Consider the following 14,131-nt stretch of genomic DNA (forward strand, 5'->3'; position numbering starts at 1 on the left):
TGCCGTCGCTGCTGCCACACAGCGCACGAAGAACGCCACGAAGCGTTTTCGACCAATAAGAACAATAAACGGAGCACACCCGCATGCCGTCCATGCAACCCAGGGCTATCACACAGGCCCACCCTCCCCGCTACAACCCCGCCCTGGCCGATATTTGCGTGCCGGGCCACGCCGATTTCCCTTCCGATATACCCGTCAATGCGCCCGCGCTGCGAAAACCTGCGCCTGTTGCCGAGCCAAGCGTTGCCCTTTGGTAATTCTGCACGTCCATAACAACAACTCCCAAGGAGACTCAGATGAACTTATCACTGCGTAAAGTTGCTCTCGCCGCTGGCGCGATGCTGTTCGCCGGCCAACTCATGGCCGAACCGAAACGCCCGGAATGTATCGCGCCGGCCTCCCCGGGCGGCGGTTTCGACCTGACCTGCAAACTGGTGCAGAGCGCACTGGTCAATCAGAAATTGCTGACCAAACCGATGCGCGTGACCTACATGCCCGGCGGCGTCGGCGCAGTGGCCTACAACGCCGTGGTCGCGCAGCGTCCGGCCGACGCCGGCACGCTGGTCGCTTGGTCGAGCGGTTCGCTGTTGAACTTGGCTCAGGGCAAGTTCGGCCGTTTCGATGAAACCAACGTGCGCTGGCTCGCGGCCGTCGGCACCAGCTATGGCGCCATCGCCGTTAAAAGCGACTCGCCTTACAAGACCCTCGACGATCTCGTTCAGGCCCTGAAGAAAGATCCAGGCTCGGTAGTCATCGGTTCCGGCGGCACCGTCGGCAGCCAGGACTGGATGCAGACTGCACTGATCGCCAAGGCCGCCGGGATCAATCCGCGCGAGCTGCGTTACGTGGCGCTCGAAGGCGGCGGTGAAATCGCCACCGCCCTGCTCGGCGGTCACATCCAGGTCGGCAGTACCGACATCTCCGACTCCATGCCGCACATCCAGAGCGGTGACATGCGCCTGCTCGCGGTATTCGCCGACAAGCGTCTCGACGAGCCGGAAATGAAGGACATCCCGACCGCTCGCGAGCAGGGCTACGACATCGTCTGGCCGGTGGTGCGCGGCTTCTACCTCGGGCCAAAAGTCAGCGACGAAGACTACGCCTGGTGGAAAGACGCGTTCGACAAACTGTTGGCCTCCGACGAGTTCGCCACCCTGCGCGATCAGCGTGAACTGTTCCCGTTCGCCATGACCGGGCCGGAACTGGATACCTACGTGAAGAAACAGGTCGCGGACTACAAAGTGCTGGCCAAAGAGTTCGGCCTGATCCAGTGATCGTCTCTGTCTAGCGGCTGCGTTCCCGGTTCCGGGGACGCGGCACAGGAGCTCCCATGCTTATTCAACGTATTTTCGCCTCGGTGCTGTTGCTGGTGTGTGCCGGCCTGGCTCTGATGGCGTGGCCGTACCAGGCGGCTTTTTCCTACGAACCGGTCGGCCCTCGCGCCTTCCCGCTGTTAATGCTCGGCCTGATGGGCGCGGCCCTGTTGTACATGGTGTTCCGCCCGGCGCCGATCAAACACAGCGACGACGAGCCGCCACTGGATCGTGAAACCCTGACCAAGATCGCGATCTGTGTCGCGTTGTTGCTGGTGTTTGCCGGCACCTTCGAACCCCTTGGCTTCATCGTCGCCAGCATCATTACCGGTGTGCCGATGGCCCGTCTGTACGGCGGCCGCTGGCTACCGAGTGTAGTGATCATAAGCCTGATGGCGATTGGTCTCTATCTACTGTTCGATCGCTTGATGGATGTTCCGCTGCCCCTCGGCCTGCTCAGCGTCCTGGAGAACTGATATGGATACCCTTGGCTATTTGGGTCAGGGCTTCGGCGTTGCGCTGAGCCCGTACAACCTGGTCACCGCACTGTGCGGCACCCTGATCGGCACCGTCGTCGGCCTGCTGCCGGGCCTCGGCCCGATCAACGGCGTGGCATTGCTGATTCCCATCGCGTTTGCCCTCGGTCTGCCACCCGAGTCGGCGCTGATCCTGCTCGCGGCGGTCTACCTGGGCTGCGAATACGGCGGACGCATCAGTTCGATCCTGCTGAACATTCCGGGTGAAGCATCCACCGTAATGACTACCCTGGACGGCTACCCGATGGCCCGCAAAGGCCTGGCCGGTGTCGCGCTGTCCCTGTCGGCGTGGAGTTCGTTCATCGGTGCGTTTATCGCCACTTGCGGCATGGTGCTGTTTGCGCCGCTGCTGGCGAAATGGGCGATCGCCTTCGGGCCTGCGGAATACTTCGTGTTGATGGTGTTTGCGATTGTCTGTCTCGGCGGCATGGCCGGCGATCGACCGTTGAAAACCTTTATCGCGGCGCTGATCGGTCTGTTCCTTTCCACCGTCGGCATCGACGCCAACAGCGGTGTGTACCGTTTCACCGGCGACAACATCCACCTGACCGACGGCATCCAGTTCGTCGTGCTGGTGCTGGGCCTGTTCTCGATCAGCGAAATCCTCCTGCTGCTGGAAAAAACCCACCACGGCCAGGAAGCGGTGAAAGCCACCGGCCGCATGATGTTCAACTTCAAGGAAGCGGCATCGGTCTTCGTGGTCAACGTCCGTTGCGGCGTGCTCGGTTTCATCATGGGCGTATTGCCGGGTGCGGGCGCAACGCTCGCCAGTGCCGTGGCCTACATGACCGAGAAGCGCATCGCCGGCGCCAGCGGTAAATTCGGTGAAGGCGACCCCCGCGGGCTCGCCGCGCCGGAAACCGCTATCGGCGGCGCGGCGTGCGGTGCACTGGTGCCGATGCTGACCCTCGGCGTTCCGGGTTCGGGCACCACCGCGGTGATGATTGGCGCGCTGTCGCTGTACAACATCACCCCGGGTCCACTGCTGTTCCAACAGCAACCGGACATTGTCTGGGGCCTGATCGCTTCGTTGTTCATCGCCAACGTCATGCTGGTGATCCTCAACATCCCAATGATCCGCGTGTTCACTCGCATCCTCGCCGTGCCGAACTGGGCCCTGGTGCCGGTCATCGCGATCATCACCGGGATCGGCGTTTATGCGGTACACGCCACCACCTTCGACCTGTTCCTGATGATTGGTATCGGCATCTTCGGTTACATCCTGCGCAAGCTGGACTTCCCGCTGTCGCCGCTGCTGCTGGGCTTCATCCTCGGCGGCCTGATGGAACAGAATCTGCGTCGCGCCCTGTCGATTTCCAATGGCGCTCTGGAGATTCTCTGGTCGAGTCCGATCACCTTCGGTTGCTGGATACTGACGGCGATCATGCTGTTGATGCCGATAATCCGTATCTGGCGCAAACGTTCGGCTGCGCGTCGCGTCATCGCGGATGTCTGATCGCCTCTCCCTGAAAGCCTGGTGGGGCACCCCGCTGGTCGGTCTGCTGGGCGGCTACATCGCCAGCCAGATCGGCTGGCCGCTACCGTGGATGGTCGGCTCGTTGCTGGCGATCATCCTCGTGCGCTGCCTGACGCCCTGGCAACTTGCCGAAATCCCTGGCGGCCGCAAGTGCGGCCAGTGGATCGTCGGTATCGGCATTGGCCTGCATTTCACCCCGCAAGTGATGGAGCAGGTGCTCAGTCATTTCGGTTTGATTTTCTTCGGTGCGTTGGTCACCAGCCTGTCGGCGGTGGTCGGCGTGTGGCTGATGCGGCGCACCGGCGAGGACCGCGCCACGGCGTTTTTCTCAAGCATGCCCGGTGGTTCCGGGGAGATGGTCAACCTCGGCGCGCGCAACGGCGCTCTGCTTAGCCATGTGGCGGCGGGGCAGAGTTTGCGCGTGCTGGTGGTGGTTTTGTGCGTGCCGGCGGCCTTCAAGTATCTGCTCGGTGACGGCACGCCGATGTCCCATGCCGGCAGCGTCGATTGGCGCTGGCTGGCGCTTCTGTTTCCTGCGGGCGCCCTGCTCGCCTGGCTCTGGCAACGTCTGCGCCAACCCAACCCGTGGCTGTTCGGACCGCTGCTGGTAAGTGCGGCGGTGAGCATCGGCTGGGATCTGCACATCGGCTTGCCCGACGGCGGTAGCCAGATCGGCCAATGGCTGATCGGCAGCGGCCTGGGTTGTCACTTCAACCGGCAGTTCTTCCGGCGCGCGCCGTCCTTTATGGGACGGACGCTGATCGGTACGGCGCTGACCATGCTGATCGCCACACTGGCGGCATTGGGCTTGAGTGCCCTGACCCATCTGGATTTGCGTTCGCTGACGCTGGGCATGATGCCCGGCGGAATTGCCGAGATGAGCCTGACGGCGGAAACCCTGCAATTGTCGGTGCCACTGGTGACGGCGATGCAGGTGATGCGGCTGTTGTTTGTGCTGTTTCTGGCGGAGCCGTTGTTCAAGTATTGGAACCGCAATCCAGAGTAGAGCCGCATCACTGTGGCGAGGGAGCTTGCTCCCGCTGGGCGGCGCAGCAGACCTGATTTCTGCCAAGCAGTTTTTTCAGGCACACCGCATTCACGGGCTTTGCGACTGCTACGCAGCCGAGCGGGAGCAAGCTCCCTCGCCACCTATTCTTCGCCTGTTAAATCGGTGGAAGGCGCCACTCGATCGGCGTTTCGCCATTCTGCTCGAGAAACTTGTTGGTGCGGCTGAAATGTCCGCAGCCCAAAAACCCGCGATACGCCGACAACGGCGACGGATGCACTGAGGTCAGCACCAGGTGTTTGGTCGCGTCGATCAGCTTCTGCTTGCTCTGTGCATGGGCGCCCCAGAGCATGAACACCAGGTGTGGCTGCTTTTCGCTGACCACTTCGATGATCCGGTCGGTGAAGTGCTGCCAGCCCTTGTCCTTGTGCGCATTGGCATTGGCGCGCTCGACGGTCATGGTGGTGTTGAGCATCAACACGCCCTGATCAGCCCAGCTCTGCAAATAGCCGTGATTGGCAATGTCGATGTTCAGGTCGCGCTTCAACTCTTTATAGATGTTGACCAGCGACGGCGGCGCCGGCACGCCCGGTTGCACCGAAAAGCACAGACCATGGGCCTGGCCCGGGCCGTGATACGGATCCTGGCCGAGGATCACCACTTTCACTTTATCCAGTGGCGTCGAATTCAGCGCATTGAAAATCATCGGTCCCGGCGGATAGATTTCCTTGCCGGCCGCCCGCTCCTGCTGCAGGAAGTTGCGCAACTCTGCCATATAGGGCTGGTCGAACTCAGCACGCAGTGCCTCCTTCCAGCTTGGTTCGAGTTTGATACGGTCGTCAGCAGTCATGGTCATACCCGGCAAAAACAATGGGGCGAACCCTAGGAAAGCCGACCACGCTTGTCAATTGATCTGACGCAGATCAGGCACTTTCCCACGCAGCGATCATACTGATCGTTCAAATTTCCGAGCGAGGTCACGATGAATCTGCACTTCGAAGAACTCACCGGCACCGATGGCGCCCGCCTCGGCATCGCCACCCTCGATGCTGAAAAATCGCTGAATGCGCTGTCATTGCCGATGATCAATGCCTTGAGCGACAGGCTGCACGCCTGGGCCAACGACCCGCAAATCGTCTGCGTACTACTGCGCGGCAACGGCGCCAAGGCGTTCTGCGCCGGTGGTGAAGTGCGCAGCCTGGTTGAAGCCTGCCGTGCGCACCCCGGTGAAGTTCCGCCGCTGGCTGCGCAGTTTTTCAGCGCCGAATATCGTTTGGATTACAGCCTGCACACCTACCCCAAACCGCTGATCTGCTGGGGTCACGGCTATGTACTGGGCGGCGGCATGGGCTTGCTGCAGGGCGCGAGCACACGGATCGTCACGCCGAGCAGTCGTCTGGCGATGCCGGAAATCAGCATTGGCCTGTACCCGGATGTCGGCGCCAGTTGGTTTCTCGCCCGGCTGCCCGGCAAGCTTGGCCTGTTTCTCGGTCTGACCGGCGCGCACATCAATGGCCGAGACGCGCTGGACCTGGATCTGGCCGACCGTTTCCTGCTCGACGAACAACAACCGCAACTGATCGAAGGCCTGCTGCAACTCAATTGGCAGGAACAGACCGCCATGCAGCTCAACAGTCTGCTCAAGGCCCTGCAGCAGGAAGCGCTCACACAAATGCCCGAAGCGCAGTGGTTGCCGCGCCGTCAGCAGATCGACGAACTGCTCGACGTCAGCGATGTAGCCTGCGCCTGGAAAGCCATCAGTCTGCACCGCGACAGCAACGATCCGCTGATCGCCCGCGCGGCGAAAACCATGGCCGAGGGCTCACCGCTGACCGCGCATCTGGTCTGGGAACAAATCATCCGCGCACGGCACATGTCGCTGGCTGAAGTGTTTCAGATGGAATACACCCTGAGCCTCAATTGCTGCCGGCACCCGGAATTCAGCGAAGGTGTGCGCGCCCGCTTGATCGACAAGGACCAGAAACCGCACTGGCATTGGCCGGATATCAATAACGTGCCGGAGGCGGTGGTCGAGGCGCATTTTCACAAGGTCTGGGAGGGGCGGCATCCGCTGGCGGATTTGACCCAGTATTGAGGTGACGCGAGGCCCGCGATGGCGACTGGATTTCCATCGCGGGCCGGCTCAACCGGTCGTCTTGTCAGACATTCAGTTCGTAGAACTCAATGATTTCTTTCATCGCCCGCTGCGCTTCATCGTCGCCCTTTATCAACATGTCTTCGACATCTCTCAGTGGCGGAAGCGGGTGCAGACGTTCAGCAATTTGCGTTGCGCTGTAGTCCTGAGTCCCTGTTCCTTCGCTGACTCTTATGAAGCCAATAGCGCTTTCACCTGCGGCAAAGTGCCTGGAAACCCGGATTTTCGGCGCCATGCCGTAATCCACCACAATCACCAGATCTTCGCGCTCACGATGAAACTTCAGGTTGTCGATCGTCAGCCTGCGTTCGGAAAAATCGATTCCATCCAGGCCGCCTCCATTGTTGATGATCACGTCTCTGCCGAGGCCATCGTATCGGTAGATATCATTTCCAGCGCCGCCGGCCAGCGTGTCATTGCCCGGCCCACCCAGCAGCAGATCATCACCGGGGCTGCCTGTGAGCACGTCATCCCCGTGCATGCCTCGGATCTCCCCCGCGCCGCTTATCGTGTCATTGCCTCGACCACCGACTAACGGCAGCGCCTGTCCGTTTCGCAGAGACGAGAAACGCGTTGAATTGTTAACGGTTACCCCCGTATGAAAAGTCTCGGGCGCAGGTCCCAGCTGAGTTGATTGCAACAGTTGCTTCAAACTTACGACCGCCCCATCGGCGAACTTCAAGAGCTCAATCCCGGCCCCCTCAAGTTCACCGTTGAGGGGCAAGACGATGCGGACTTTCTGTGTCCCGCCCCATTGGATATCGAGTGTCGGATGAAGCATTTTCGCTCTCGGCGGGTTGCGGTAAGCCCCACGACCCGGGTTGGGTTCCAGCTCGACATGGGTGGTCTCTATCAGCGCAGCACCCCAGCTCAATTGCAGTGCATCGCGCTGCGCATCTGCAGGAAGAACGACCGTGTCCTGATCGATCACTCCGTACTCGTCTTTCCACTCCGCTGCGCCAACTTCTGCGCGGTGGAAAACAGGGTTCGGCACATCCGCAATCGTAGTGGTCGCTGCGGCGTGCGCTTGCACGATGTAGGTGTCAGCGCCGTCTTCGCCGTAAAGCCAGTCATCCCCTGCCCCGCTGACCAGATAGTCGGCGCCCTCGGAGCCCAGCAAGGTATCGTCACCTGCACCTGCGGATAAAAACGCGCCCGGTGTTCTGTCGCCGACAGTGCCGTAGTCAATTGGGGAGCCTGCATAAGCGACGATCAGATCGTCTCCCGCGCCGCCGTGGAAAACGTTTTCCACTTCGACGTTGACTCGCCCGCCGGCATCGTTGCCATGGACGATTTTGCCTTTGATCGTCGTGCTTTCGACCTCCCAGCGGAATTCCTTGCGCACCGTTCCGGCCGAACCGAAGCTTGCCGCCGGATAGACGTACCAGCCTTCAAGCGCGCCGGATTCCTTTCGGTCTTCAACCAATACATCGCCCGTATTGAATGAAAACCCGCTGGCCGAGCCGGATCGATAATAGCGAGGCGCCTGAGCTGAGGAAGGCATTGCTCCCTCGGCTTTCACCGGTTTATGTTCGACGCGGGTTGTGGTTTTCGACTGCCTTTCACTGACTACGGCTTGCCCGCCATCAGCCTTCATCCATGGCGGCGTTTCAGACAGTGTTCCTGCTTCGACGCTGCCATCGATCAGCTCGGTGTGAGTGGTGTAACCGGTGTCGGTGGTAGTGATATGGCTGCGAACCCAGACGCCTTGCTCATTCAAGGTAAAACCTGTGGCGTGTCTGCGGGCGGAGCGCTTTGACTTGATTTGCGCGAGGAACTCATCGGTCCAGTCAACGGCTTGAGCAGATGCCACTGGGCCTTGCGTCGCAGCGGTTACATCGTCTGGCTTAACCGGATCCGCAACTTTGCTGTCAGTGGTTGCTGGGGCGGTAACACGTTCTGGTACGGGTGACTCGGCCATCTCTATCGGTGGCAGTGTTTTGCGCAGGACATCTGCGTAATCAAGTACCACGCCGTCGCTGAAACTGAATGTGGAATCCTTCCACCGCTCGTGATTCTTGATGAGTATCGCGTCGCCCGTGCCATTGGCCAGTCGCAACACCGTGCCGACGGTAACTTCGATAACGTCGGCCTTCAGGCTTTGCGCGCAAAACCCTGCACCGAATCTAATGATGTTGCGGCCGCCGGCATCGGTGACGATATCCAGGCCGTCGCCAGCGCCGAAATAGTAGATGTCAGCGCCATCCATGCCATCCAGTACGTCAGCACCGGGTCCGCCATCAAACACGTTGTCGCCAGAATCGCCGCGCAGGTAGTCCGTCCCTTCCCCGCCCAGCAAGGTGTCGTTGCCGACGCCACCGAGCAACGTGTCGTTACCTGAGCCACCGTCCAGATAATCGGCATTCTGCTCGGCCTCAGCGCTGTTTTCGTAATCGCCGGCCAACATGTCGTCACCCGCGCCACCGTACAGGGTGTCCGCACCGAAGCCACCCTGTAACGTATCGTTTCCTTCACCGCCCTGAAGCACGTCATTATTGATTCCGCCCGGCTCCAGGTCAGACACATCGCCATCGAGAAAATCAGCCCCTGCGCCCCCCGCCAGCGTATCCGCGCCGCCCATGCCGCGCAGGGTGTCATCCCCCGCGCCGCCATCGAGAAAGTCGTTGCCGTGATAACCAACAGAATGGCCGGGGCTATCGCCAGTCAGATCGTCATTGCCTTCGCCGCCGAAGAGCAAATCATCGCCACCGCCGCCCCAGAGCCGGTCGTCGCCGGCACCACCGTCCAACAGATCATCGCCGAAAAAGTGCGCGGCATTACCGTCGACGCCGTCCTCTACGTCGTCATCGCCCTGCAAAGTGTCGTTGCCAAGGCCGCCATACAGCGCGTCGCTGCCACCGTTGCCGGCGAGCCAGTCATCACCGCTACCGCCGTCAAGCACATCGTTGCCATGGTGTCTGCTGGGCAGGCCACCGCCCCAATCGAGGTTGTCACCGAGCATCGTGTCGTTGCCGCTGCCACCGACCAGTGTGTCGTGACCTTGCTGGCCTTCGAGCAAATCGTCGTCAGCTCCCCCGTCAAGCAGGTCCTCACCCCAGCCGCCTTCGATAAAGTCCTTGCCACCCTGCCCGTACAGCTCGTCGTCACCGCCCTCGAGCGCACTGTTTATCGAGGCCTTTGAATAGACCGTTCGGTGACTGATCACACCGCCAGCTATGGTGACGTCCGCGCGCTTGACCGCCCAGCCTTGTTCCAGCGCACCGGTGGTTTCGTCTCCGGATAACACATCGTCGCCAGCACCACCGATCAAGGTATCCCGGTCATTGCCACCGAGCAGAACATCTCGGGATGCCGTACCGATAAGCAAATCGTCACCTTGCCCGCCGTCGAGCCAGTCTCCGCGATTCGCCTTGCCCTTGGTGTCACCGTCGGCCATAGCTTTTTCGAGCGTTGTCTGCTTGTCGCCGAATAACCGATCGTCTCCAGCCTTGCCGAACAATCGATCAGAACCGCCCAGGCCGAGAATGATGTCGTCTGCAGCGGAACCGTAAAGTACGTCGGCCTTGTTGCTCTGTTTGACCTTGGGCAGCAGCACCACGTTGCCCAGCTCATCAAAGGAGGGCTGATCGCCAGGGACGGTGGGATCAGCGTCTTTTGCTTTCCAGTCGCCCTGAAGCGTCAGATCCGCAGCAGTGAGCGGCTGCCCCTCATATTCAGGGAGGCGGATGCCAAGCATACCGGGTTGAAAGTTCTTGATGACCACCAGATCGCTTTGGCCGTATTTGATGTTGAGGGTGTGTTCAACAAGCGTCAGGGTGATGGACTGATCCTCGGTAGACCAGATATTGCTCAGCGGCGCGCGGCGTTTGAGTGCGGGAATCGGTGCGCCGTTGATCCACAGCTGCCCATTGGCATTGGCATCAAGAATCTCGTCGAGGCCATCGCCGCTGGAGAATTCATAACGGTCGTTGCCTTCGCCCCCGACCAAAGAATCGTTACCCTTTCCTCCGATCAGAACATCGTCACCGGCCATCCCGTACAACTCATCATTGCCGTCACCTCCGGTAAGCGAGTCGTTACCGCGACCACCTTCAATAACATCGTGACCGGCCATCCCATTGATCGAGTCATTGCCCACGCCGCCATACAGATGATCGGCATTTGCGCCACCGGCGAAAGATCGCCCACCGTCGTCACCGAACAGTGCCAGCGGGTTCAACACACCGGTGGTCATCGGCGCCTGTTTGCCTGAGGCGAGATCGGAGTAGGAAAACTTCTGCAGCGAGTGTTCTGCGAATGAGCCCTGGGTTCGGGCGATCAGCCGGGCCAGCATCTGCGCACGGTCCGCCAGCCATTGCGCGGTAATGAAGCCTTCTCCTGTCAGCGGATCGTAAAGCTCCAGTTTGCGGCCGAGATAACCGTCGCCACGTTCAATGACGACTTCACTGAGTTGCTGCAGGGAGTTGCGCAACGCCAAGCCGACAGGCGTCGCCTCGCCTGCCAGTTTTGCCCATGCATTGGCATTACCGAACTCGCCTATTGTCCGGGTGACGATGTTTTGCGACTGTTCTGGGGAAAATGCCGAGAAGAATGCGTAGGCGTTGCTGGCGAAGGTTTCGTTGGTGGTGGGTGCAGCGGCTGAATCGCCGTCGTAGGTGCGCTTGAACATGTCGAGAAATTCGTTCTGACCATGGCGCAAGATCAGCTCGACCACGGCGGCAACAGGCGTGCCTTTGACTACATACTGAATCAGCGGATTCACACTGCCACTGGCGAGCGCGATATTGATTTGTTCCGGAACCACTGAAAGCAGACTTTGCAGTGGATTGATGCCGAAATTGCTGATCGCCGCTCGCAGGCCGACGCTGTAGGAATCGATGGCGAAGAGAACGTTTTTATAGTCGTCGAGCCTGTTGGCTTTTGCGTGAATCGGCGGGCCGTCATCTTCCCCATTCGAATCACCAGCGGAGATCAACCTCCAGGTTTCATAGGGTGGCTTTCCACCTAACAAGCTGAAACCGACTGTCCCGGACCAGCCGGCGTTTCGTTTCACCGCCGTATCACCCCGCAAGCCTCCTTAAACAGCGCCTCGCCAATCGCGCTGGCGTCGATTTCTGCGATCTGGCTGATTGACGGAACGGTCCAGGGTGCCAGTTGACCGGCAAGGGATCCGTTGATCAGGGTATTGATAAAATTAACGGCCACCTGGTTGGATGAAAGCTGCATCAGGTCGTCACTGAAAATTTTATTCAGTCTCAGTTCGCCTTGGCGCGAGGTGTAGCCGCGAATCAGGGCGGAGTAGGCGCCGCTACCACCGTTGGCATCTATTGCCACGGCGAGCCAGAGCCTAGCGCTTTTCAGAACTTTTCCAGCCTCTTTATCGGCAGCGAAAACCTCAGAAACTTTTCCGCCAATAATATCGAATAGTTTTTGATACAGAGGAGCGCAGATCGCCCCTGCTGATTTCAGTGCATCGTACTGAATTTCTTTTGGGCGCAACCTCATTCCCTTGCAAATATTGGCTGCGTTGAAAATCTCTGATTTTTCCATATCGCTAAAAACATAACTCATTGTTACTTCCTTGTAATAACAGAGCGTGAAAGATAATCACTGAGATACTTGAGCATCTCAGGTGCTTCGCGTAATGACGACAGACCGAGGCTTACACTACCGTGCCCCCCAGCGAAGTCGAAGTTATCCAGGTTGATAGTGCAGAAGAAGTTCAGCTTGCCAAAATCCAGATCTTCCAATTCAGCCCTTCTGAACTTTGCCAGTTTCTCGTCAGTCAGTTTTTCCTCGGAAGCCGGGCGAATCAAACCATCACAGTATATTAACCGAGGAGTGCCATCACGCCGCGGCCAACCAGTAATGACAAACGTTCTAACCGAATCTTCATTCTTGAAATGCGGCGGAGGCGCGTCCAGCCAAATCTCAAGCCCCGGATAATTCTTTAGCTTCACAATCAACTCATCCGGCCAGTTGACGTGTCGATAACCCCGTTCATGGGGTTCAGTGGTGTCCTTTCTGGTAAAAAGCCCGGCATTCAATTTATAAAGCCGCCAACTTTCTGGGATCGACTCTGCGCGCTGATCCTGATATCGGTGCAGCCCAGTTCCCGTCCACCAGAAAAGCCCCTTGAGAGCGATTGCAAGGCATGCTTTTTTATTCACCAATTCAGGCATGCCAACGTAAAACTCAGGGACCAGCGTCTTATCCACATAGGCGCCGCCCAGTATGGGCACCTGCTTCATGCTAGCCAGCTTGTTCTGGCAGGCCTTCTCGTCTGCCTGGTGAACAGCCGCCGACTCGGCAGATTGTTCTTTGCGAATATAAAAATCCGCAACGCAATAACAGGCATACACAAACAGGCCATACTTCAATAATCTTTTAACCCACTTGATCGCTTGCTTACGCGAAGTCCTGGACATTTCAAACCTCCCTATCAAACTCGGGAACGGTTTTTTTATCGCCATGCGCGGACATCGCGCTTTCAAAAATCTCAAAGTATTGGCTCACGCCAGATTTCACACTAAATCGAGCTGCCGCCAACTTCGCAGCGCAGCCAAGAAAGTCGTAATTACCAGAAGACTTCAAAACCTTGCATACACTATTGGCAATTCCGTGATGGTCAAAAAAATCCACCAACACGCCATTAACCCCATCAACGATCACTTCCTTTACCGGTGCCGTATCCGACGCTACTACCACGCAACCCGATGCCATCGCCTCCAATAACGACCATGACAAAACAAACGGATACGTCAGATAAACATGGACTTTCGAACACTGCAGAACCGCTCGGTAAGTCTGGTAAGGAAGCTTCCCTGTGAAATGCACTCTGGAGTGATCAAAACTCACCTCTGCCTCCATCCTGCTGCGCCAATTTGCAAATCCAAGAGGCCTCCCCCCATAACTGACGTCATCACCGCCAACCACGATGATCTGCGCATCGGGGCACTCCGCCTGAATAGGCGGGATCGCTCTCATAAAACTATGAAAGCCCCGATAAGGCTCAAGGTTTCTGGCGACATAAGTAACGATCGGTTGTCCGGCTCGCAGTTCGGCGCCATTGGGCAATGTGACTGTTACAACTTCGTCCAGATCAGCGCTTTGAATGACGCCCTCGTGAATAACCCGAATCGCCGACCGATAAGCTGCGGGAAACAGGCTGCGCTGCCACTGCGTAGGCGCAATCGCGAAGTCACACTGCTCAAGATTCAGAAGATGCAGCGAATTGAGCACTCGCAGCCTTGATGACTCTCTTGTGGCACGCGGAAATTCAGGATCAAAGCCGGAATCGGCGCCCTGCGCTCGATAGTAATACTCGCAATAGTGAACAAGCGGCGTATCGGGGTAGACGTCCTTGGCGAACAACGTTTCGCCCCATCCGGGATGAGCAAGAATCACGTCGGGCTGATAACCCGAACGTTTCAGCCTGCTCAGAATTTCAAAGACCTTCTGCCCGTCAATCACCGCTTGTTCGTAGCGGATCAGATACGGGTGAATATTGCCGGGCGCTCGGCTGGTCGCTCGATATCGATGGGTTTTCACCCCGACGAGGCCCGGCGCTGTGTCCCGGCCTATCGCCACAACCTCATCACGTCGGGCCATCGCTGCCAGCACCACATGACGGAACTGACCCGGAAAATTTTGATGGATAACCAGAAGCTTCATAGCGCTAAC

General features: G+C 58.7%; 10 protein-coding genes. 5 read left to right on the forward strand and 5 right to left on the reverse strand.

All coding sequences use genetic code 11. From position 1 onward, the window contains the following. Positions 1-296: 296 nt before the first annotated feature. The 4 genes from HU743_RS02780 to HU743_RS02795 are packed head-to-tail and all read left to right on the forward strand — an operon-like array spanning position 297 to position 4,332. Positions 297-1,274 carry a tripartite tricarboxylate transporter substrate binding protein gene (locus HU743_RS02780; RefSeq protein WP_186548899.1) on the forward strand — a complete coding sequence of 326 codons (978 nt, stop codon included), beginning with the start codon at positions 297-299 and terminating at the stop codon, positions 1,272-1,274. Between the two features lie 56 nt (positions 1,275-1,330). After that, positions 1,331-1,789 (forward strand): tripartite tricarboxylate transporter TctB family protein, encoded by a 459-nt coding sequence (locus HU743_RS02785; RefSeq protein WP_186548901.1) that lies wholly within the window; start codon positions 1,331-1,333, stop codon positions 1,787-1,789. Between the two features lies 1 nt (position 1,790). Then, on the forward strand, positions 1,791-3,305 hold the full coding sequence (locus tag HU743_RS02790; protein ID WP_186548904.1) for a tripartite tricarboxylate transporter permease: 1,515 nt from the start codon (positions 1,791-1,793) through the stop codon (positions 3,303-3,305). Beyond that, complete coding sequence (locus HU743_RS02795; protein ID WP_186548906.1) at positions 3,298-4,332, forward strand: AbrB family transcriptional regulator; 1,035 nt, start codon at positions 3,298-3,300, stop codon at positions 4,330-4,332. The genes HU743_RS02790 and HU743_RS02795 overlap by 8 nt, the downstream gene beginning before the upstream one ends. A 157-nt stretch (positions 4,333-4,489) precedes the next feature. Here HU743_RS02795 and ung read toward each other — a convergent pair whose 3' ends face one another. Next, the gene (ung, locus tag HU743_RS02800; protein WP_186548908.1) at positions 4,490-5,182 is read right to left on the reverse strand and encodes a uracil-DNA glycosylase; all 693 of its coding nucleotides are present in this window, start codon (positions 5,180-5,182) and stop codon (positions 4,490-4,492) included. Between the two features lie 132 nt (positions 5,183-5,314). Between ung and HU743_RS02805 the strand changes: the two genes are divergently transcribed. Further along, on the forward strand, positions 5,315-6,427 hold the full coding sequence (locus HU743_RS02805; RefSeq protein ID WP_186646772.1) for an enoyl-CoA hydratase/isomerase family protein: 1,113 nt from the start codon (positions 5,315-5,317) through the stop codon (positions 6,425-6,427). A 64-nt stretch (positions 6,428-6,491) separates the two neighbouring features. On the opposite strand, the gene HU743_RS27105 is transcribed toward HU743_RS02805, so the two are convergent. From HU743_RS27105 to HU743_RS02820, 4 genes are read right to left on the reverse strand one after another with little or no spacing between them, the layout of a single operon-like run. Continuing rightward, positions 6,492-11,501 carry a calcium-binding protein gene (locus HU743_RS27105; RefSeq protein WP_346656501.1) on the reverse strand — a complete coding sequence of 1,670 codons (5,010 nt, stop codon included), beginning with the start codon at positions 11,499-11,501 and terminating at the stop codon, positions 6,492-6,494. Beyond that, on the reverse strand, positions 11,498-12,019 hold the full coding sequence (locus tag HU743_RS27110) for a hypothetical protein (protein ID WP_238351675.1): 522 nt from the start codon (positions 12,017-12,019) through the stop codon (positions 11,498-11,500). Before HU743_RS27110 ends, HU743_RS27105 begins: the two co-directional genes overlap by 4 nt. A gap of 2 nt (positions 12,020-12,021) precedes the next feature. Next, a complete protein-coding gene (locus HU743_RS02815) occupies positions 12,022-12,876 on the reverse strand; it encodes a hypothetical protein (RefSeq protein ID WP_186646773.1) in 855 nt (284 codons plus the stop codon). A gap of 1 nt (position 12,877) precedes the next feature. Next, positions 12,878-14,122, reverse strand: coding sequence for a glycosyltransferase family 4 protein (locus HU743_RS02820; protein WP_186646775.1), 1,245 nt, complete (start codon positions 14,120-14,122; stop codon positions 12,878-12,880). Positions 14,123-14,131 lie beyond the last annotated feature (9 nt).

Source organism: Pseudomonas sp. SWRI99 (assembly GCF_014270125.1).
Taxonomy (GTDB): Bacteria; Pseudomonadota; Gammaproteobacteria; order Pseudomonadales; family Pseudomonadaceae; genus Aquipseudomonas; species Aquipseudomonas hamedanensis.

Excerpts from the sequence above, each read along its gene's own strand:
- HU743_RS02805 (WP_186646772.1), top strand. The coding sequence starts at position 5,315 with ATGAATCTGCACTTCGAAGAACTCACCGGCACCGATGGCGCCCGCCTC.
- HU743_RS02785 (WP_186548901.1), top strand. The coding sequence starts at position 1,331 with ATGCTTATTCAACGTATTTTCGCCTCGGTGCTGTTGCTGGTGTGTGCC.
- HU743_RS02790 (WP_186548904.1), top strand. The coding sequence starts at position 1,791 with ATGGATACCCTTGGCTATTTGGGTCAGGGCTTCGGCGTTGCGCTGAGC.
- HU743_RS02780 (WP_186548899.1), top strand. The coding sequence starts at position 297 with ATGAACTTATCACTGCGTAAAGTTGCTCTCGCCGCTGGCGCGATGCTG.
- HU743_RS02815 (WP_186646773.1), bottom strand. The coding sequence starts at position 12,876 with ATGTCCAGGACTTCGCGTAAGCAAGCGATCAAGTGGGTTAAAAGATTA.
- HU743_RS27110 (WP_238351675.1), bottom strand. The coding sequence starts at position 12,019 with ATGAGTTATGTTTTTAGCGATATGGAAAAATCAGAGATTTTCAACGCA.
- HU743_RS02795 (WP_186548906.1), top strand. The coding sequence starts at position 3,298 with ATGTCTGATCGCCTCTCCCTGAAAGCCTGGTGGGGCACCCCGCTGGTC.
- HU743_RS02820 (WP_186646775.1), bottom strand. The coding sequence starts at position 14,122 with ATGAAGCTTCTGGTTATCCATCAAAATTTTCCGGGTCAGTTCCGTCAT.
- ung (WP_186548908.1), bottom strand. The coding sequence starts at position 5,182 with ATGACTGCTGACGACCGTATCAAACTCGAACCAAGCTGGAAGGAGGCA.